At 40.6% G+C, this 21,624-nt stretch carries 16 protein-coding genes; 8 read left to right on the forward strand and 8 right to left on the reverse strand.

Annotated elements, in window-relative coordinates; genetic code table 11:
- Nucleotides 1–233 precede the first annotated feature (233 nt).
- Both ABJL82_RS15090 and ABJL82_RS15095 read left to right on the forward strand, forming a co-directional pair.
- The gene (locus ABJL82_RS15090; RefSeq protein WP_347275534.1) at nucleotides 234–1,655 is read left to right on the forward strand and encodes an efflux RND transporter periplasmic adaptor subunit; all 1,422 of its coding nucleotides are present in this window, start codon (nucleotides 234–236) and stop codon (nucleotides 1,653–1,655) included.
- Between the two features lie 4 nt (nucleotides 1,656–1,659).
- Complete coding sequence (locus ABJL82_RS15095; protein WP_347275535.1) at nucleotides 1,660–4,788, forward strand: CusA/CzcA family heavy metal efflux RND transporter; 3,129 nt, start codon at nucleotides 1,660–1,662, stop codon at nucleotides 4,786–4,788.
- A gap of 142 nt (nucleotides 4,789–4,930) precedes the next feature.
- On the opposite strand, the gene ABJL82_RS15100 is transcribed toward ABJL82_RS15095, so the two are convergent.
- The 7 genes from ABJL82_RS15100 to ABJL82_RS15130 all read right to left on the reverse strand — a co-directional run bounded on the left by ABJL82_RS15100 (nucleotide 4,931) and on the right by ABJL82_RS15130 (nucleotide 13,402).
- Nucleotides 4,931–6,367 (reverse strand): ATP-binding protein, encoded by a 1,437-nt coding sequence (locus tag ABJL82_RS15100; RefSeq protein ID WP_347275536.1) that lies wholly within the window; start codon nucleotides 6,365–6,367, stop codon nucleotides 4,931–4,933.
- A gap of 193 nt (nucleotides 6,368–6,560) precedes the next feature.
- Entirely contained in the window at nucleotides 6,561–7,583 is a 1,023-nt protein-coding gene (locus tag ABJL82_RS15105) for an ABC transporter ATP-binding protein (RefSeq protein ID WP_347275537.1), read from the reverse strand.
- Entirely contained in the window at nucleotides 7,580–9,193 is a 1,614-nt protein-coding gene (locus tag ABJL82_RS15110) for an iron ABC transporter permease (RefSeq protein ID WP_347275538.1), read from the reverse strand. The genes ABJL82_RS15105 and ABJL82_RS15110 overlap by 4 nt, the downstream gene beginning before the upstream one ends.
- Before the next feature lie 56 nt (nucleotides 9,194–9,249).
- Entirely contained in the window at nucleotides 9,250–10,254 is a 1,005-nt protein-coding gene (locus tag ABJL82_RS15115) for an extracellular solute-binding protein (RefSeq protein WP_347275539.1), read from the reverse strand.
- 48 nt (nucleotides 10,255–10,302) lie between these two features.
- Complete coding sequence (locus ABJL82_RS15120; protein ID WP_347275540.1) at nucleotides 10,303–11,121, reverse strand: hypothetical protein; 819 nt, start codon at nucleotides 11,119–11,121, stop codon at nucleotides 10,303–10,305.
- Nucleotides 11,122–11,152: 31 nt separating this feature from the next.
- Nucleotides 11,153–12,460, reverse strand: a complete 1,308-nt coding sequence (locus ABJL82_RS15125; protein ID WP_347275541.1) for a cytochrome c3 family protein — start codon at nucleotides 12,458–12,460, stop codon at nucleotides 11,153–11,155.
- Between the two features lie 12 nt (nucleotides 12,461–12,472).
- Nucleotides 12,473–13,402 carry a chromate resistance protein ChrB domain-containing protein gene (locus ABJL82_RS15130; RefSeq protein WP_347275542.1) on the reverse strand — a complete coding sequence of 310 codons (930 nt, stop codon included), beginning with the start codon at nucleotides 13,400–13,402 and terminating at the stop codon, nucleotides 12,473–12,475.
- A gap of 331 nt (nucleotides 13,403–13,733) precedes the next feature.
- Here ABJL82_RS15130 and ABJL82_RS15135 point away from each other — a divergent pair, with 331 nt between their 5' ends.
- From ABJL82_RS15135 to ABJL82_RS15160, 6 genes are all read left to right on the forward strand, one after another.
- Nucleotides 13,734–14,129 carry a hypothetical protein gene (locus ABJL82_RS15135; RefSeq protein ID WP_347275543.1) on the forward strand — a complete coding sequence of 132 codons (396 nt, stop codon included), beginning with the start codon at nucleotides 13,734–13,736 and terminating at the stop codon, nucleotides 14,127–14,129.
- 298 nt (nucleotides 14,130–14,427) lie between these two features.
- A complete protein-coding gene (locus tag ABJL82_RS15140; protein WP_347275544.1) occupies nucleotides 14,428–16,053 on the forward strand; it encodes an efflux RND transporter periplasmic adaptor subunit in 1,626 nt (541 codons plus the stop codon).
- A gap of 12 nt (nucleotides 16,054–16,065) precedes the next feature.
- On the forward strand, nucleotides 16,066–19,188 hold the full coding sequence (locus tag ABJL82_RS15145; RefSeq protein WP_347275545.1) for an efflux RND transporter permease subunit: 3,123 nt from the start codon (nucleotides 16,066–16,068) through the stop codon (nucleotides 19,186–19,188).
- Between the two features lie 299 nt (nucleotides 19,189–19,487).
- Nucleotides 19,488–19,766 carry a hypothetical protein gene (locus ABJL82_RS15150; RefSeq protein WP_347275546.1) on the forward strand — a complete coding sequence of 93 codons (279 nt, stop codon included), beginning with the start codon at nucleotides 19,488–19,490 and terminating at the stop codon, nucleotides 19,764–19,766.
- A 409-nt stretch (nucleotides 19,767–20,175) separates the two neighbouring features.
- On the forward strand, nucleotides 20,176–20,427 hold the full coding sequence (locus ABJL82_RS15155; protein ID WP_347275547.1) for a ribbon-helix-helix domain-containing protein: 252 nt from the start codon (nucleotides 20,176–20,178) through the stop codon (nucleotides 20,425–20,427).
- A complete protein-coding gene (locus ABJL82_RS15160; RefSeq protein ID WP_347275548.1) occupies nucleotides 20,424–20,762 on the forward strand; it encodes a type II toxin-antitoxin system PemK/MazF family toxin in 339 nt (112 codons plus the stop codon). Before ABJL82_RS15155 ends, ABJL82_RS15160 begins: the two co-directional genes overlap by 4 nt.
- A gap of 277 nt (nucleotides 20,763–21,039) precedes the next feature.
- Here ABJL82_RS15160 and ABJL82_RS15165 read toward each other — a convergent pair whose 3' ends face one another.
- On the reverse strand, nucleotides 21,040–21,360 hold the full coding sequence (locus ABJL82_RS15165; RefSeq protein WP_347275549.1) for a helix-turn-helix domain-containing protein: 321 nt from the start codon (nucleotides 21,358–21,360) through the stop codon (nucleotides 21,040–21,042).
- Nucleotides 21,361–21,624 lie beyond the last annotated feature (264 nt).

Here is a 21,624-nt window from a genome sequence, read left to right on the forward strand (position 1 = left end):
ATTACGTTTAACTCGGCATTGATTATACCACCTAACTTATTGTTAATCAAGATGATATATCGTTTTTTTGTGATGCTTTTCTTAACTTAATGACATTGGGTTGCAAACCTGAACCCGCGAATGTAGTTTCCAGTGCCATTACGTTCCCAAACATGAATTTGGAAACGAGTTGTGCTGCTGAATAGTTACAATTCCTATACATTTAAATTACTTAAAAAGGAAAAATGAAACTTATGGTTTATTTACAATCATTTAACACACGAATGATAAATTTCACCATTATTCTTTTATTCATTGGAATCCTTCCAATAGAAAATGTTTTTGCAAACCAAAAACACGAGGGTTGTCAGGATTCACACAAAGACACTAAAGGTGAGATTCTTCGCTCTACGCAGAATGACAGTGAACAAAAGATTCAAAAGGACGAATCAAAAGCGCTTTCAGGTGAAATGTGCCAGGAACACGGTGTTCCGGAAGGCGAATGTTCCTTGTGTAATCCTACGATTAAAAACAATAATTATGAAGAACTCTTAAAGAAACAATGTGAACACAATGTCCCTATTATTGAATGTGACGGATGCCGCCATGAGGTTGGGGTCGTCAAGGTTGATAAGTCGATAATAGGAGAGATTATTACCATAAAAAATGTAGGTTTGTTTGACATAGAGATAACTCATAAGGCAACAGGTGAGGTGGGGCCAAACCGTTCCCGTTTTGTTGTCGTTTCCCCAAGGGTATCCGGGGTCGTTAAAGAGTTATTTGTGGATTGGGGAGACCGTGTGAAGAAGGGACAGAAACTGGCCATATTGGATAGTATAGAACTCGGGGAGGTCAGGGCTAATTATAGGAAAGCGATGGCGATGTTGAGGATGGCAAAAAAGAACTATTCCAGGGAAAAGACTCTCTATAAACAAAAGATTTCTTCCACAAAACATTTTCTGGAAGCTGAGAACGCTTACGAACAGGCACAGATAGAGTTAAAAGCGCTAAAAGAGAAGTTAATACTCATGGGTCAGCAGGAGGGTAACATCCAGGATATCGCGATAGACCAAGTGTCCTCCCTGTTTATCCTTTCAGCCCCTTTTGATGGGACGGTGATTGAAAAAAATGTAGCCATTGGTGAACTGAAGGATGCCTTTACACCTGTTGTCACCATTTCTGATCTCACAAATCTGTGGGTATGGTTTGATATCTACGAAAAAGATATCCCAATAGTTTTTAGAGGAAACAAGGTAATTATATCAGTTGCCGCCTATCCGGAAGAACAATTTGAGGGACTCGTTACGTATATTGGAGCTACCGTTGATGAAAAGACACGGACGGTGAAGGTTCGGGCAGAGGTAGACAATCGTCATGAAAAATTGAAACCGGGTATGTTTGCCAAGGTATTGCTTCTGCCTCAATCAGATACAACGAATAGATCGCCCATGGTACCAGTGGAAGCCGTTCAGACAGATGGTCAGAAGAACTTCGTCTTCATACCACTTAAAGAGGGGTATTTCTTAAGACGGGATGTGACCCTGGGTACGCGTGTAGATGGCCATGTAAAGGTTATTAGTGGGTTAAACAGCAATGACCGTGTTGTTGTCAGGGGCGGTTTTTTGCTCAAGTCTGAAATTATGAAAGAAAAGTTCGGGGAGGGTTGTGCACACTAATCTTATGATTAATAAAATTATAGAGCACGCATTAAAACAGCGTTTTTTGATTGTTATTGGTGTATGTGTCATTATAGGGTTGGGTTTATATTATACCAAACACCTGCCTATCGACGCCGTTCCGGATGTTACGACAAACCAGGTACAGATTAATACCGAGGTAACTGGACTTGGCCCCGTTGAAATAGAAAAACTCATCACATTTCCCATTGAGTTCTCCATGAGCAGTTTACCGGATGTGGTGGAGGTACGTTCCATTTCAAAGACGGGGCTTTCTCAAGTCACGGTAACATTTGATGACCACGTAAATATCTATTTTGCTCGCCAATTGATACTCGAACGGTTACAGACTGCAAAGGAACAATTGCCACAGGTCTTGATGGCTCAACCGATCATGGGGCCGATTAGCACAGGACTTGGCGAGATCTATCAGTACGTGGTTACCGGCGAAGGCAAAGACGCCATGGAACTCAGGACTATCCAGGATTGGCTGATCAGGCCCAGGTTGATTACTACACGAGGGGTTATTGAAGTCAATAGTTTTGGTGGTTTCGTAAAACAATATCAGGTGCTGGTAGACCCAAAAAAACTTATTACTCATGATATTACCCTCCGACAGGTCTTTGACGCCCTGTCAGCCAATAATGCCAACGCAGGAGGTCAATATATTGAAAGCGCCTCAGAGCAGTACCTTATAAGAGGGGTCGGCCTTATCAATACCATCCAGGATATTGAAAATATCATTGTACATGCTACAAAAGAGGGAATCCCCATTTATATAAAAAATCTTGCAGACGTAGTGCTGGGCCCTGAGGTACGTTATGGAGCAGTCACCAAAGATGGACAGGGAGAAGCGGTTACCGGTATTGCCATGATGCTCAAGGGTGAGAATAGCCGTACCGTTGTTGAAAGAATAAAACAAAAGATCGAAGAGATCAGGCAAAGCTTACCGAAAGGTGTATCTATAATTCCGTTTTATGATCGCACCAGTCTTGTCAAGGGTGTTATTCACACGGTCATCACCAATATTACTTCTGGTGTTATTCTGGTTGTAGTTATCCTTATTCTATTGCTGGGAAACTGGCGTGGCGCCCTCCTTGTGGCATTCTCTATTCCGTTAACGGGTTTATTAACGTTTTCAGGTATGTATTACATGGGGATTGCCGCCACCGTGATGAGCCTGGGCGCACTGGACTTTGGTATGGTTATTGACGGTTCTGTCGTTATGGTGGAAAATATTACCAGGCGTCTTTCCCTTAGAAAGGGAAATTCCCCTAACCTCCCTCTTGGTAAAGATGGTAAGGAAACATTTTTTGACAAAACCTTATTACTCTCCGCGCAAGAGGTGGGACGTCCCATCTTCTTTGCCGTAGGCATCATTATTATCGTATATTTACCTATCCTGACCCTCCAGGGTATCGAAGGCAAGATGTTTAAGCCCATGGCCTTTACTGTATGCCTCGCCATGTTGAGTTCCCTTTTCATCGCCCTCGTCATTATGCCTTCCCTGTGTTCATTGGTTTTTAGAAAGGGCATACAGACAAAGCTCCATAGAGGAGAGACCGACAACCGCATTATGCGGTTCTTTAAGAGATATTACAGACCATTATTACAAAGGGCTGTATCCCATCCCAGGATAACCATTATTGCAGCAGCTTCATGTTTTATTTCAAGCCTTGCCATTGTTCCTTTTTTAGGTTCGGAATTTATCCCTGAATTGGATGAAGGCGCTATAGCAATCAATGTTGTGCGTTTGCCCAGCGTCTCATTAAAAGAATCAGTGGAAAGCTGCACACTTATGGAAAAAATCATCATGAAATATCCGGAAGTGGAGACAGTTGTATCCAAGACAGGGCGGCCTGAGATTGCCACTGACCCTATGGGTCAAGAGATCAGTGACGTGTTCGTAATGCTCAAACCTAAAAAGACATGGCAGACAGCCAAAACCAAAGAAGCCCTCATTGAGCGCATGAAAGAGGATTTGGAAAGAATCCCGGGTATGCGATATAGCTTTTCACAGCCCATTGAGTTAAGGGTTAGCGAACTCATAGCCGGCGTCCGTTCCGATATCGCCATCAAGCTCTTTGGTGAAGATTTTGAAGTATTAAAACCGAAGGCTGTGGAGATCGAACGGGTTGTTGCTTCTATCCGTGGGGCAGAGGATGTGAAGGCAGAACAGGTCGCAGGATTACCTGCAGTACAGATAAAGATTGATCGTAGCGCCATTGCCCGCTATGGGATCAATGTATCAGACATACAGGATATCATCACAACCGCCATCGGCGGCAAGGCTGCATCTCAGGTGTTTGAAGGGCAGATGCGATTTGACCTCCTGGTCCGTTTTACCGAGGAGGCAAGGAATAACGTAGAAGAAATCAAAAATATCCTGATTAGCGCCCCAGGCGGTGTGCGTGTGCCGCTAGCCCAACTGGCAGATATTTCCGTTGAAGAGGGGCCAGCCCAAGTCAGCCGTGAAAATGGACATCGTCGTATCGTGGTGGAATGTAACGTGCGTGGCAGGGATATCGGTAGTTTTGTGGCGGAGGCGCAAAAGAAGATACAGGAAAAGGTAGATATCCCCCCCGGATATTATCTGGACTGGGGTGGCCAGTTCGAAAATATGCAGCGAGCAAGGAAGCGCCTGGCAATCGTTGTCCCCATTGCCATGGGATTAATTTTCATCCTGCTCTATGCAAGCTTTGCTTCCTTTAAAAATGCAGCCCTTATCTATATTAATGTTCCTATTGCCGCAACGGGTGGGATTGTGACATTATTCTTGAGGGATATGCATTTTAGTATCTCTGCCGGGGTGGGATTTATTGCCCTTTTTGGATTATGTGTCCTGAATGGTACGGTCATGGTATCGTATATAAACGAATTACGGCAGGAAGGCAAAGAGATGAAAGATGCTATCATAGAGGGGGCATTGACCCGGCTCAGGCCTGTATTGATGACTGTTACGACCGACATTGTGGGGTTTTTGCCTATGGCCGTATCTACAGATGTAGGCGCAGAAGTGCAGAAACCACTGGCAACCGTGATTATTGGCGGCTTATGCTTTTCAACTTTCTTAACTCTTTTCGTAGTTCCTGCCCTCTACCAATGGTTTCCCAAAAAGATTGAGACCGCATAAAGTAATATTTACCGCCGAGGTTGCTGAGATGAATGTAATAAATACGGGTGGATTCCCGATTTTTTGCAAAGAAACAATTAGTACCTTATCAGTAATTTCTTTACATTTTTTGGCAAAATATTTAATGGTGAAATCAGAAATGCTAAATTTCAATTTCTGTCTTGGAATCAAATTTATACAGATTATGGCACGCCTTTTTAAAGCCGCTAAATATTTTATTGGGTATTGCGTTTGTTGAAGTAATTGTCCCGCTAAAATGATAAATACTGTCTTTCGTATATTTTGAAAAATTGTGTTCCTCAATCCTTGTAAAAGGCTTGACCACGGGCTTTTCATAGCTTGGCGCTTCAAAATAAAAATGTTGCATCATCTGAGAATAAATATAACTTCCAATCTCTTTTTTGTGAAATTGTACAACATTCATCAGTCTATCGTCATCAAGATATGTCCTGAATTTCTCAATTGCCTGGTCAGTCAATTTAAAAAGCAAATCAGACTGTTCGTCATAATCTATTTCAGGGTAATTCATGAGTTCATTAACAATGATATTTTCAGGACTGTCATGTATACCTCTGCCCTTCCTGCTTATAATATCAACACTGTTTTCCTGTTCACGAAGCTTTTTTACCAAAATTTCTTCCGATACCGGTTGATTATTGAGATTTCTGGTATCAAGGTCAAAAGCCTTAAAGCCAGACCTTACATCATTGCTTTGCTGAATAGTAATTCTTGGAATTTCTATAATGTTCTGTACAAAATCATGTACCACAGTTTCATAAGCGGTCTCTACTTCCTTCAACATATCAGCAGCAAATAATTTTTTCTGCGGGGTACTGTAAATTTTCTGTTTTATTTTTTCTACAGCTATTTGTTTAATTTCTGGCATGGTCAATTCATTGACGTTAATTACCGCATTATTGAGTTCCGGAAGTGTGGAAAGGATGGTTTTTCTGAGTTCCAAATTAATCTGGGCTTTTTGTTTCTGTTCAGGCTCAGCAATAAGCTCAATCTTCTTTTGCTCTTCATCGAATCTTTGTTCAATGTTTGAAATGAAGGTAATTATCTCTTTCTGTTGACCTATTTCCTGCGGATTAATTTCTATAATGTTTTGCCTTTTGATAATAGAACCGGGTTGATTGGCTGCGTCAATTATTTCCTGAAATTTGTCATGGAACAGATCGGCAATAATCGGATTTCTTCTTACAGAGGACTTGCCGAAATCCCGCTTTGTAATACCGTCAGGTAATCCGCCGGGGTTTTCTATCTCCACTCGATCATCAAAAATCCTTACATATATACTTGTTCCTTTAACCGCATAATCCCTATGGACTATCGCATTAACAACTGCTTCCCTTAAGGCGTCTAAAGGAATCTCATAAATGTCAAAGCGGTAAAAACCCCGAATTTCACTGCGAACTTTAAATGTTTCTTTTAAAAATGCAACGGCTCCATTAAACTGGGTTAAGAGGTCGTCTTTCACATCATTTCGGTCATAAATATTCGTTTTATCAGTTCCCTTAAAAGATGCAAAGATGCTTTCCGCATGAGGAATGAACTTTTTAACTTTGGGAGAAAACATTAAAGCCCCGGCATTGTTAATTTTGTCTTTCCTGTAAATGCTCAGACTTGTGAGAAAGGAGGCAAGATTTGCCTTGCTGACCTTGTAAGACTAAGGGACACCAAGGGCCAAGGGACCAGGGACCAAAGATAGCGTAAGGGTACATTACTGATTTTTTGTGACTTCCGCCATGTTTTTATGTTTTTCCAAAAAACTAAATTGTTACCATTTTGTTTATAGAAAACTTTACATACTTTCCAACGTCGTAGTTATTTTCATCATACAAGACAATTTCCACTCCCGAACTTGAAACATGGTATCTGAACCATTCGCCCATAAAGTCACGTTTTACGATTTTCCCTTCGCAGCGCCCATCCGGATCTATTTTTACCTGATGCGGCCTGAAGAAGATTTTTGCCGTTCCGGTTGTAAGCTTGTTTGTCGGATGCACGTATCCTCCCCATGGTGTTAATAATCTGTCTTTCCCGGTAATCTTCACATCGATACAATTTGATTCCCCCACAAACTGTGCAACAAAAAGAGATTCCGGAGAAAAATATATTTCTTCGGGACTGCCAATTTGCTCTATTTTCCCTTCGTTTATGACGGCTATTCTATTTGACAGGAAAAAAGCGTCTTCCTGATCATGGGTTACATAAAGTGTGGTAATGTTTGTTTCCTGCTGTATCCTTTTTATTTCCTGCCTTATATCCTGCCGTAGTTTCACATCAATATTTGACAACGGTTCGTCCATGAGTAAAAGCCGTGGGCGGGTTACAATGGAACGGGCTATTGCCACGAGCTGTTTTTGTCCGCCGGAAAGAGTCTGAGGATATGCCCTGGCATATTTCTGCATATTGATACACTGCAAAACTTCTTCTATTTTTTTCCGCCGTTCATCCCGTCTGATGCCGTTTGACTTCAGACCAAATTCGATATTTTCATACACGGTCATATGGGGCCAGAGCGCCAGGTCCTGAAAGACCATGCCTATATGTCTCTCTTTTTGTGAAATATAAATTTTCTTATCACTGCTTGCCAGCTTCTCATCAATAAGGATTTCCCCACGATCAGGTATCTCAATGCCTGCAATCATCCGCAATGTTGTTGTTTTTCCGCATCCGGAAGGGCCTAGAAGCGTCAGAAGTTGTCCCTTTTCAATTTCAAAAGAAATGCCTTTTACTATTTCTTTTTTATCAAATGTTTTAACCAGTTGTTTGACCTGAAGACTTTTCATGGTGTGATTTTCTTTGCAAATGCGTATTTTGAGATAAGAAAAAATATGCCTACCGGGAGCAGCGTCATGCCGATTAACAGTAACGTAAGCGCAGAAACAATATTTTCAGGACTGTTTGCCATAACGGTAAATAAAGCAATAGGGAGTGTTTCATGCCCAGGAGGATATACCAATAACGTAGTGCCCAATTCGCCAATACAAAAGATAAAGGAAATAATCCAGGTGGCAATAATACCGTTTTTTTGCAATGGGGCCAGAATATTCCCTGTAATCCGAAACCACGAAGCGCCGGTGACAGCCCCCGCTTCCTCCATTGATTGAGGTATTTGTCTGAAGAAATTTGCCATAATCCGGCTCGAGAGAGGGACAAACCGTATAATATAGCCGATAAGTATAATCCCGAACGTACCGTAAATGAACTGGAAAGCGCCGTGAGGCCTGTTCCACAATTTAATAAGCCCTATTCCCGCCACCGTTGCAGGTACGGCAAAGAATATCCAGACAAAAGTAGATATCCCTTCTTTCAACCGCCATCTGGTTTTTTCCGTTGCATATCCCAGAAAAAAACCTACTACCGTGAGAATTGAAGCGCCGATACCGCCGAACACTACGCTGTTTACAATACCATTTTTCGCCAGGGCAAAGGCGTCGCGATATACTTTGAATGTATCTATGCTAATAAGAAGAGAACAAAATGGCAGAATTATCACTATCAGAAAAAGAACCGTGCAAAAAACCAATCCCGAAACCCTTAGCCAGGTAAAATGATATTCCATGAAAGCCTGTGAGCCGCTTTTCCCCAATATTTCAAAGGACTTGCCCCGCATTTTACATTGTTCTGACGCAAAAATAATAATGGTAATCATGATAAGTGGAAACGCAAGGGCTGTTGCCGCCTTTTCATTATAAAACGCGCTGAACTGGGTAAAGATCTGGGTAGTAAGTACGTTAAGCTGCAGGAGTGAAGGAACCCCGAATTCTGAGAGTGAAAACACGAAGGCAATCATCATCCCGGAAAAAATAACCGGTGAAATTAACGGCAAGGTAATACCTTTCATAACCTGAAAAAAACTGCCGGAAATAAGACCGCTTTCTTCAAGAGAGGAAGGAACGTTTTTCAATGCATACTCGGTCATAATCATAATTAGAGGGAAAAGGTTCATGGACAAAATAAATGATGCGCCGTATATGCTATAAATAAAGGCAGAAACAGACTGCGGGGGGAGAAATAAATAGTGGGAAAGAAATTGATTTAAAAACCCAGCCTTTCCCAGAATATTCGTCCACGCAATCCCTATTGTATAGGGAGGAATGATGAGCGGAATGAAAAAGCACAGCTTGTAGAAATTTTTCAGAAAGAAATTGGTCTTTGCCAGAAAGAATCCCGCAGGCACCCCCATCAAAACGGCAAAAATAGCGGCAACAGAGGCCAATATCAAACTGCGGGAGATAATATCAGCATATTTTTTCGTCAAAAAGATATCATGGTAATACACAAACGAAATGCTCCCGCCTTCGTACAAAGAGCCTCCGAACATCCATGCAATGGGAAAAAACGCGATGCAGGAAAACAGGGCAAGGAAAAAGATGAGGGTTAAATTTTTCTGCATTAGACTTGATACTTAGACAGACGGTTCATTTAGTTATTACCCTCATTATTACCTTATTAAAACCCCGCCCATTGTTTAAGAAAGCCGTTGATCTCTTCCATTTTTTTTGCAACGTTATGGTAATCTACGTTCATACCCGTTATCGCATTAATGGAAAAGACATGTGCAGGGGTTTCCACGTCATATCTCAGGGGCATCTGTGCACACATATCCCATGCCAGTTTTTTTTCAACTTCACGACTCAGCAAATAATCGATTAATTTTTTCCCATTTTCCTGGTTGGGGCCGTTTTTTATAAGACATACCGTATTTGGCATGATAAGCGTGCCGATACCATCCTTGTCAGGAAAAACGATTTTTACGGGGTAATTATCCAGAATTGCCACATTAGCGTCATCCGTATCGGTAATGCCTGCCTTCACCTCTCCTCTGGAAACCAGCCGCTTCACTTCTCCATTCGAGGAGACAATCTTTATTCCGTTTCGTTTTAAATCGTTGAGAAACTTTTTTGCCTCTTCATCACCTGACACAATAAATAACGCCGCCATATGTAGTGCCGTAGTTCCAAACAGCGGATTGGCGATGGCAACCTGGTTCCTCCATTCTGGTTTTACCAGGTCAAATATTGATAGAGGTTTTTCATCCATACTGACTAAATCGGTGTTGTATAAAATAACACGCGCACGCGCTGAAAATCCTGTCCAATGCCCACCCTCGTCTTTATAGTTTTCCGGGATTTCTTTCGCAATCGGCGAATAATAAGAGGTGGTAACTCCTTTTGTTTCCAGCAGTGCCGGACGTACGGGGTCGCCGCACCAGAAAACATCGGCTTGCGGGTTTTCCCTCTCCGCAAGCAAACGGTGCAATAAACCGGTGCTTTTTGCTTCCTCCGTGTCATAAATAGCCCGAACGGCAATGCCTGTCTTTTTCTCAAATGCCTTAAGAACCGGCTCGGAAAAAATCTTATCTTCTGAAGAATATACAACGACCTCATTCCCTGCAATGCATTTATTAGAAAGCAAGATAAGGGAAAAAAACAATATAATTACCCCGTATTTCATAAAGAACCTCCAATTAGAATTTTTATGGAACAATCAAACATATTCATTTCAGAACATCACCCACTCGAACCCGGCAGTTACACCCCAGTCTACAGCGCCTTCTCCTTCCGTAAACCAGAAGAAGGGCGCAATATCAAATTCGATTTCGTGTCCTCCGGTAATTTTTATAATATCAAAGGGGTTTATCCAGTCAATCCCTGCCAGTACAACATGACGTCTCGGGTCGCTCTCCACCTTTTCTGCTCCATATTCTGCAACAATCCTGAAATCCTTATGCGAGGGCAACGGGTAATCAATAAATGTCCCGAATGCAAGCTTCAGGTCGTTTCTTCCACCTAATTCTTCTATCTCCCCTTCAACGAGGAAATGCAGATTGAATTTATCATAGACATCCCACAGGCTTACCGCAAAAAAGGCTGGCAGGTTTAATTTTCCGGTAACGCGTCTTTCCCTTGTCGTGGGCAAATCAACCCCAATCTCCCCGCCTATCTGAAGATCCAGTATGTCAAACTCCCATGTTTTAAATTCCTGTTTATAAAAAATTGCAAATTCGCTCACCGGCTCTGCAAGGGTATCATCGCCGTCTATAAATAAGGCTTGTGATCTGAGGTCAAATCCTATCTCCGCATTCCACGGCAGACCGTAATCAAGGTCAAGCTCTCCGGGGAATTCAATTATCGTTTCCTTTGGATCACTTGTCCTTATTCTTTCAAATACAAAGCCGTATTCGAGTTCCCAAAGACCGGGCGACTCGGCATCGGCATCGTCCGCAATCTGGAAAGGACGTATTGCATAAACCGGCAATGAAATACCGGATAACATTATAAAAATAATTAATATTGCAGCAAATCTTTTGCATATTAACATACATTTTCTCCCCAAAAAAGGTATCGCCTTATTATTTCGTTGTTTCCGGCAATGCTGAAAGGGCACTGTTCCATGACCATTTTCCTTTGCCATCCCAGGACTTTAGTGCGTTAAGCGCCCACTGTGGAGTTTTGTCCTGATGACATCGGTTGCAGGCATTGGGCTGGTCATACAATATTGTTTGTACAGGGCTCACATGTTCAAAATTGAATATATGGCTCCGGCTTTCCAGCGCTACGGCATTTTTGCCTATTTTAGGCATATGGCACTCAATGCACTGACTACCAGGGCTTTCAGGCTTATGATGGGTATGCTCAGAAATATTGCTTACGTATGGGCCTGATGGTGAACCCTCCCCGTGACACATCAGACACAAGGCATTCCCCGGTTTATATACCATTGCTGTGTATTTACCACTGTGGGGATTATGACACGAGAAACATTTGATACCCCTTTTATGCATTGTGCTGCGGATGAAGTCATTTCCCTGTGTCCTGTTCTTCTTTCCTACGCCACTCCTGAAAAAAACATTGCCTCCATTGCCAGGTATAAAAGGGGCGGATAATTTATAGTTAGCCAGGTCATCACCGGGTTTGTAACCTACGGGATAACCCCTTACTCCATGGTTCTCCCAAAATTCCTCAGGTATAGTGTTCTCCAAGTGACAGCTAAAACAAACGTCATTTGCCCTGTCCAAAGGCAATTTTGCCGGGTTTACAATATTCTCTGAACCAGGGGCATAGGCATGCTCTTCACCGGGACCGTGGCAGGATTCGCAGGCAATATTCCATTCTACAAACTTATTCCCTGTGTTTATCAATCCTGTTGCATGGCATCCATCACATAGCAGAGATGTCGGCCGTTGTTTCCAGTCTTGCGGGTAGTAATTGTCCCACCATTCGTCCTGAGGAAAATATCGTGCCCATTTTTTATCTGCCACATTCCATTGGGCAGGCAACATGTAATAATCATTGCCAATCTTTTTCATAAAACGCTGCTTAAACCGGCTTCCGAGCAGCAGGTCAACATCTTCAGGATCAAAAGTGAGATGTTCGCTTTTTACGGAAAAATCAGCAACCAGTGCGCCGGGAGATTTTGGGTCTTGTATCATTTTACTATGATACGTTGTTTTCCAGCCCTCGTAATGCACAGGATGGCAAATCTTACATACCTTCGACCCTGCAAACCCTTCGGCGCCTTTGGCATAATCCGGTACCGGGATTTCCGAGATTATATCAGCCTTTTCAATCTGTTGTTTGACCTCACTATATTTATGTGTGGTTGTACAACCGGCATATAATAAAAAAATGAAACCGTGAAAAATCAGTTTTAATTTCATAATATCTCCTTTTTATTTTTCCATTGAATAAAAAGCGTACAGGGCGTCAAAGAGTTCAGCCCCTTTTTTCAAACGTGCGTTATCGTCCTTAATGGTCAGACACAGTCCATGAATCACGCGTTCAATACCTTCAGCATCTTCTCTGCTATATTTCCCGTCCTTCAGGTCAATATCGTGAACGATCTCTGCTATGTCTTGCAATGCAGCATCCTTGAATTGAAAGGCCTTCACAAGGGTCTCGAATGTGCAGTCGTCTCCGTGGTGGGTAAATTCAGAACCATACATATCAAAAGGGATAGTATTTTGGGGAGGTTTTTTTGCATTTTTTTGCAAAAAGACAAATTGCGCCTTTTTGTCGATAAAGCTTTTGATAAGCCAGGCGGATGCGATGCGGTCAATATAGACATCTTTCCTGGTTACCCATTTCTTATTCTCAAAATCTTTCACGTGGTAGGTTTTCCCAAACATGTGTACCTCTTCTTTAAACTTATTTGGCGTGTATTCTAATTTTTTCTGTAATGACCCGATTACATTCTTTGCTTTACTCCGCTGGGGCGCCTGAAAAAAATCTACCTTTGATATTTCTTCATACCACTTTGTTATTTCTCTTAATTTTTTTTGAAGCTCTCTCATCGTACCCTCGGTTAATCCTTCTGTCCTTTCCGTTTGTTCTATTTTCTTTGAAAGAGCTTCGCATGATTCGGATAAACTGCAATATTCTTTACCGGAAACCTCATGAAATGCCTTAATAATTTCTGCCTCCTGGCCTTCGTCATATGATTCTGTAATAAATAATGAGGCATCATTCCCGCTATCCTTAATCTGTTTGCACAACCACTGCATCATTTCCTCGTGTTCCTTTGAATACGGCAGGATATAGACGGTATTTTTGAAAAGAACCGCGCCGTATCGTTTCAGGTTTCTCCACACTTTAACACGCATGTTTTGTGAACCCGGGTTAATTTGATGCGCAAAAAGAATCCATTTGTTCATGTTTTTTTAAAATAAAAATGTAACGTATATAACAATATAGTTATGAATATAACAATTGCAACTGACAGCGTCAATTTTTTTAAAAGAAATTGTATTATTTTTGGTTAATTAACCCTGACAGGGTTTTGAATCCTGTCAGGGTTGTTTCTTTAAGCGGGCAGGTTTGTAACCCGGCAGGAATCACTGCTGGATAACAAAAAATTATTGACACTTTGGGATGTTATGAATTATATACTGTACTAGTAATTTTTTTTTAATATTTCGTCCTGCAAAATCTCATATGATAAAAATACAGGCAACCAAACTTCTTTTAATTTTAGTATCCATTGCATTCTGTTTATCGAATGCCACAATGGGCAGGATTATCACGCACGAACATGAACTTCATTTTGAACACAATACTGTTCATGTTCATCATACCAATGGAAATCATGGCCCGGGAGAAACTGACCATAAAGACGTAAAAGATATTTTGTCTTTCGATTATTTACCTGCAAACCATTCCAATTCCACCAAGACGATTCATGCCCTTAAACCTTGTTTGTTTTCTCGTTTTTCACTTCAACCGGATGACCTATTTATCCGCATTTCTTCAAAAAATTTCCATTTCTTATCTTTCCACCGATCTTCTTCCTCCGGTAAAATATACCAACTCAATTCTGCTTTTCTTATCTAAACACTTCGTATTACCAAATTCCCTTTTTTCTCAATTTTGTTTTCTTTCGAAAAATAGCGTCATTCTATTTGCCTCTATTTTTTTAAAGTAGTATGGGTGAAGCTTCACCGCACTCATCAAAAAAAAACGTTTATAACTACAGGGTACAATTCAATTTGCACCTCTGTATTCATACAAGAAGAATCCACCCCTTGCCCTTCCCAGGAGGGGAATAAAAAAAGTCCCCTCTTGGGAGGGGATTTAAGGGGTGGGTTCTTCCTGGCGTAATTTCAGCATTTTTTTACATGAGGATACATACATGATAAGAACATCTGTTTTTTATCAGCTTTGTCTGATCAGATATTTGCTTGGTCGTAAACAAATTATTGATCATTTAATACCATTCATTATGAACAAAATAATGATTTCATTCGTCATTGTTGCAGGCTTATTGGCAGGCTGTAATGACAACAATCACAAACACGGCAATGCCGGACAAGGACATTTACACGGAGATGAAGTGCAGGCAGGCATAATAGAGCCTGAGTCGCTTGCTTACACTCTCTACACAGACAAATCGGAACTATTTGTAGAGTTTAAACCTTTGATAGTAGGGAAGACCTCAAAGTTCGCCGCCCACTTTACCAGGTTAGGGAAAAGTTTCAAAGCAGTTGCTGAAGGTTCCGTAACTGTCAGCCTGACCGGAAACGGGATACCATTAACTGATAAAGCAGAAGAACCATCATCTCCAGGCATCTTTCGATTGTCTTTGCATCCTGAAAATTCCGGCACATATCAGTTGGTCTTTGATATTCAGACCAATGAATTTTCTGACAAAATAACAATCGCAAATATCCCTGTTTACCCCGACACAAAAACGGCGCTGACAAATCTACAAGAACAAATAATTGGCGAAGAAATTGTTTATTTAAAAGAACAGGCATGGCAGATAGATTTCGCCAACAGGGAAGTAAAAAGAGAGCCCTTTACTGAAATAATTCAAACCACTGGACAAATATTGCCTGCATATGGTGACGAGGCCGCCATAACAGCAAAAAGCAAAGGTATCATAACATTCGGAAACAATAAAAAAATGATTGGTTCTGAGGTAAATGCTGATGAAACGCTATTTATAATCTCAGGAGCCGGTTTAACGGAAGGCAATTCAGACACGAAATATAAAGAAGCAAAAAATAACTATGAAAAAAACAAACTTGATTTTGAAAGAGCCAAAGAATTGGTGAAAGACAATATCATTTCACAAAAAAATTTCCTGGAAACACAACTCCTGTATAAAAATGCTCAATCCGCTTTTAACACTATTGAAAAAAACTATACTGCTGGCGGACACAAAATCACTTCACCAATAGACGGGTTTATAAAAAATGTGCTGGTAAGCGAAGGGGAGTGTGTTGAGATCGGGCAGCATATAGCAAGCGTTTCTCAAAACCGCAAACTCATTTTGACAGCCGAAGTGCCCCAAAGGTATTTCTCAAGGCTTAACAGCATTTCATCCGCAAACTTCAGAACTGCTTATCACGATAAAATATACTCTACTGACAGTTTAAATGGTGAACTCATTTCATATGGGAGAAGCATAAACAATGATGATTATTATGTACCTGTAAATTTTGAGATTGACAATAATGGCGAAATCATTCCCGGTTCGTTTGTAGAGGTATTTCTGAAAACAAATGTAATGAGAGATGCTTTAGTAATACCTTATTCAGCGCTCATAGAGGAACAGGGAAATTACTTTGCCTATGTTCAAACATCAGGTGAGGGATTCCAAAAGCGTGAACTAAAAATCGGAGTTAGTGATGGCGTTAATGTACAGGTGTTAGCAGGAATAAAGGAAGGAGAAAGAGTTGTCACAAAAGGCGCCTATCAAATAAAATTAGCAACCATGTCAGGTAAAATGCCTGCTCATGGGCATGAACACTAAAGGAATTCTACCATGTTAAATAAAATCATAGAATACTCACTAAACAATCGCTTAATGATTATAGCGGCATCAGCGCTGCTTTTAATAGCAGGCATTTACACGGCCACCAAAATGGAAGTGGATGTATTTCCTGACCTTACTGCACCAACGGTCGTAGTGTTAACAGAGGCACATGGAATGGCTCCGGAAGAGGTTGAGAAATTAGTAACCTTTCGGATTGAAACGTCTGTCAATGGAGCCACTAATGTGCGCAGGGTAAGGTCATCATCATCGGCAGGAATATCCATTGTATGGATAGAATTTGAATGGGGAACGGATATTTTTAAGGCACGGCAAATAGTGAGCGAAAAACTAATCACCATTGCAGAAAAGCTGCCGCTGGGAGTGGGAAACCCTGCACTTGCTCCTCAATCGTCCATCATGGGGGAAATTATGCTTATCAGTTTATCATCAGATAGCACATCCCCAATGGATTTAAGAACCATTGCTGACTGGAATATCCGGCCAAGGTTATTAGCGACAGGAGGAGTATCACAGGTAATGGTAATTGGCGGAGAATTCAAACAGTACCAAATACTTGCGTCTCCTCAAAAAATGAAATATTACAACGTTTCTTTAAACGAATTGATGGAGGCAAGTAAAGAGAGCAATCTTAATGCTTCAGGTGGTTTCATGAACGAATTTGGTAATGAATACATCATAAGAGGTGTTGGAAGAACAAACAGCGTGGAAGAAATTGGCAATGCCGTAATTAAGGTTGTTGCTAATGTTCCGATAAAAATAGAAGATGTCGCAGAAGTGAGAATAGGCAGCGCACTCCCTAAAATCGGGGATGGTTCACTGAAAGCAAGTCCGGCGATTATTATGACCGTAGCAAAACAGCCAGGAACTAATACTCTGGAACTCACAGAAAAAATTGATAGTGCCATTACAGAGATTGCCAAAACCCTTCCCTCTGACATCAAAATCGACACCAGCATATTTCGTCAGGCAGATTTTATTCAGGCTTCTGTAAACAATATTAAAAAAGCGCTGATGGAGGGTTCTCTCTTTGTCATTATCGTTATGTTCTTTTTCTTAATGAACTTCCGAACCACCATTATTTCCCTGATAGCGATTCCCCTTTCTCTTATCGTTTCCATTATTACCCTTAAATTTCTGGGGTTAACTATCAATACCATGTCCCTTGGAGGAATGGCAATTGCCATTGGCTCATTGGTAGATGATGCCGTTATTGATGTGGAAAACGTCTTCAAGCGTCTGAAGGAAAACGCGCAAAAAAGTAGTGAAGAACGAAAAAACTCACTTGTCATAGTTTACGAAGCCTCAAAAGAGATTCGGTCTTCAATCCTTAATGCAACCCTCATTATCATCGTCGCTTTTATCCCCTTGTTTTTCCTGGGTGGGATGGAGGGGAGAATGTTGCAGCCTCTTGGCATCTCTTTTGTCGTTTCGCTATTCGCATCCCTCATTGTTGCGGCAACACTTACCCCTGTGCTCTGCAGTTTTATGCTTATCAACGATAAAATGCTTTTAAAGCAAGCAAAAGGAAGTTGGACAGAAAGATGGCTTAACCGATATTATAATTCCGCATTAGAAAAAATAATGAAAATTAAAAAAACAGTACTTGGAATATCCATCGTGTTATTCATTGCAGCAATTTTTCTCATGTTTCATTTGGGGAGAAGTTTCCTGCCCGAATTTAACGAAGGGACTTTAACGGTAAGCGCTGTCAGTATGCCGGGCATATCACTTGAAGAATCAAATAAAATAGGAAACAGGATTGAAAATATCCTGCTGTCTGTGCCTGAAATCTCAATTACTTCACGCAGGACAGGAAGGGCCGAATTAGACGAACATGCACAGGGGGTAAATGCTGCCGAAATCGATGCCCCTTTTATTTTGGCAGAAAGAAGCAGGGAAGAATTTATGAAGGACGTTCGGGAAAAATTAAGCGCTGTTTCTGAAGCGAACATCACCATCGGGCAGCCCATAGGACACCGTATTGACCACATGCTTTCAGGCACAAGGGCCAACATTGCCATTAAGCTTTTCGGGACAAACTTATCTACAATGTTTTCCCTTGCCAATCAAATACAACGCAACATTGAAGGCATAGAAGGGCTTGTGGATATTAGTGTGGAACAGCAAATTGAAATTCCGCAAATACAAATAAAAGCAAAACGGGATATGCTTGCCAAACATGGTATTTCAATAGGCCAATTTACCGAATTTATTGATGTCGCCTTCGCAGGTGAAAAAGTATCTCAGGTTTTTGAAAGCAACAAAAGTTTTGATCTGGTATTGCGATTTAATGATGAGAACAGGGGCAAAATAGAAAATATCCGAAACGTTTTAATTGATACCAATATCAATCCAACCCCACAATCCAAAATTCAAAATTTAACATCCAAAATCCCCTTACATTATGTAGCTGATATTGTTTCGACAACGGGACCCAACACCATTAACCGGGAGAATGTACAGCGAAAAATTGTAGTTTCAGCTAATGTCGCCGGGCGTGATTTAAAAAGTGTAGTCAATCAAATCAAAGAAAAAATCGATGATACTATTCAGTTACCGGAAAACTACCGCATTCAATACGGCGGACAATTTGAAAGCGAAGCAAAGGCATCGAAAATATTATTCCTCACCTCTTTAATGTCCTTATTCATCATCTTTCTTTTGCTTTATCAGGAATTTAAAAATATCAAGCTTGCAGGCATTGTTTTTCTCAATCTACCTTTGGCGCTGATAGGCGGTGTCTTAAGCATTTGGTTTACAGGAAGAATCATGAGCATTCCCTCTATCATTGGATTTATTACACTGTTTGGAATAGCGACGCGTAATGGCATATTATTGGTTTCACGTTACCAGGCATTGCAAAGTCAGGGTGTTGCCTTGTATGAAACTATTATGAAAGGTTCTTTGGACAGACTAAACCCGATTCTCATGACTGCCTTAACTACCGCTTTGGCATTAATTCCCCTGGCAATAACAGGCGACTTGCCCGGAAACGAAATACAAAGCCCGATGGCAAAAGTGATATTAGGAGGTTTACTCAGTTCCACCCTGTTAAACATATTCATTGTTCCTGCTGTTTACTACATTTCAAATGTGAAAAATGAAAAATGAAACATCTGTAACTCTTTTTACATGGAGTGATTTTCTTTCCAGAGGTCTGTCGGATGAGAAAGCCGAGGAGTTTCGATGTCATGAGAGAACCGGGAGACCACTTGGTACTGACAGTCTTATAGCCCGGCTTGAAAATGTTCTTGGGCGAATACTACACAGGCATAAACCCGGCCCGAAGGGACCTCAAAAGAAAAATGTGAATCTCCATAATTAAGTATGGTGTCCCCAGAATTGCCCAGAATTGCAGGTTTGAAACAAATTACTCATCTGGGAACTGCCGGGTTGTGGGCAGAACTTCATTGAGAAAGCCTCCTGCGGGTCGGCCTTCACCACCTTGCGACAGGTTCGATTTTGAAAAATTGCGCACCGACCTTAAACAATCAAACATCAATACGACGAACCCATTCTCTTATTGTGAATTTTTAAAGCAGGCATTCACCGAAGGGAAAATGTGGTATGTGGACAAAGAACGGCTGGACAGGCTTTTGAAAAAAGGATACATAAACAAGACACAGTATAAAATATGGATTTGTGCGCTTATTGAAGATTTAATTTGGACAAGAGTGATTAAAATATAGCTTTTTTGGAATCAGTGCAGGCTTCACGCAAACTACTTTTAATCAACTCCTCGAAATCCTCAAGAATAATAGAAACAAGGTATCCATATACCTCTCGGATTGGAAGACCCAGGAACTTCTTGAAAATCAATTTGCTGAAAGCAAGTCAATCCTCGAACCATTAAAAACCAGAATTAAGGCAACTATGCAAAACGGCCAAATGTCGGTTTTCAATGCCAGTGCGGCAAACTTCAGTGCTGATAAATAAATTTATGAATCGTTTTTCTCAAAATTATTTGATAAAATAATTATTAATCTAACAAAAAGTTATAGAGCTTATTCTCAATATTAAACTTCTAAAATTAAAAACATTTTAAAAGATTTATTGAATAACAAATTATTTATGGTCAAAAAATTACAGGAGGTTCTTATGAGTCCGACAGTACAAAAGGCAAAAAAGATAACTATTTCTTTACCAACAGAAATTTTAAAAGAAGTTGAAGAATTAGAGAAAAAACTAAAAATGCCAAAATCGGAAATTTTAAGTAAGGCTTTTGAAAAATTTTCGAGGGATTACAAAGCAAAAAACCTTCAAAAAATTGCTAAAATGATGGCTCCTGAATACACATTGGATACCGATCTTGTAGCGATGACTTCTCTTGATTCTGAGGAATTCAGATGAAGCAAAAAGAAATATGGTTAATAAATTTAGATCCATCAATTGGAGCAGAAATTAGAAAAACCAGACCGTGCGTTATTTTAAATGATGATAGTATAGGTGTTTTACCGCTCAAGGTAGTTGCGCCCATTACTGATTATAAAGAAAAATATAAAGTAGTACCATGGATGATACAACTCATTCCTGATAAATTGAATAACCTGGGAAAAATTTCAGTAATAGATGTATTTCAGATGAGGTCTGTTTCGGAAAAGAGATTGATAAGGAAATTGGGTGTTATTAGAGAAGATGATATATTGAAAGCAAAAGAGGCGCTGAAATTGGTATTTGGCCTATGAAGGAATCCCCAATTTTACTTACTCAATAATGATCAATTTGTTGAATATTGCCTGAATCCTGCAAGACAACTGAGGTCTATTATTCGGCAACAGTTGTCTATAAGGGATTACGAGTATAAAAGCACTTTGGCAAAATTAGCGCAGAGATTGACCCTTGCAAACAAGACTTCCATAAAGGAATATCACGAACATGACTTTAATCAACTCCTCGAAGTTTATTAGCAGTGGGGTGGTGATTATCACATCTTTGATATTTGATATTTCTCCGATGTAATAATTATCGATTTGCTATATGAGCCTCTAGTTGTTTAATCTTATTCAAAAACCTCTTATCCGACTTCATCCGCTCAATTACTCGCCTGCTCCCCAAACTCACTGCTGATGGTCGAATACCTCCAAAATATTTACCTATTTCATCACACGTACATCTTGAATACTTTTTCGATAAATATATTGCCACATCACGACTTTCATTGCCTTTGTGTCCTTTAACACACAATTCTTCACTAGGTATTCCGTATGCTCCACGCACTGCTTCGCTTATTTCATCTATTTTTGGACATGGGCGTGCATATACCATACCTGATATCTGCATCATTCCTTACTTCCTTCCTCTTCTTCAGTTTCTCTCTCATGCGTTCTACAAACTGTATCGTTCCTAATATCGCTCCAAAGGTCAATTCTTTTAATGTATATTCGTAACTATTCAGCGAAACTGACAGAGAATATTTTCTCAGAATAGTTAAGAGCCAATAGGGAAAACGGACAGACAGAAAAATCCCGAAGGAATGACATGATTATAGAGAAAAACACACCACAATATTCAACCCCATAGGGGTGAAATATCGCGAAATAATGATAC

Origin of the sequence: Candidatus Kuenenia sp., assembly GCF_039794105.1 — a bacterium.
Classification (GTDB): domain Bacteria; phylum Planctomycetota; class Brocadiia; order Brocadiales; family Brocadiaceae; genus Kuenenia.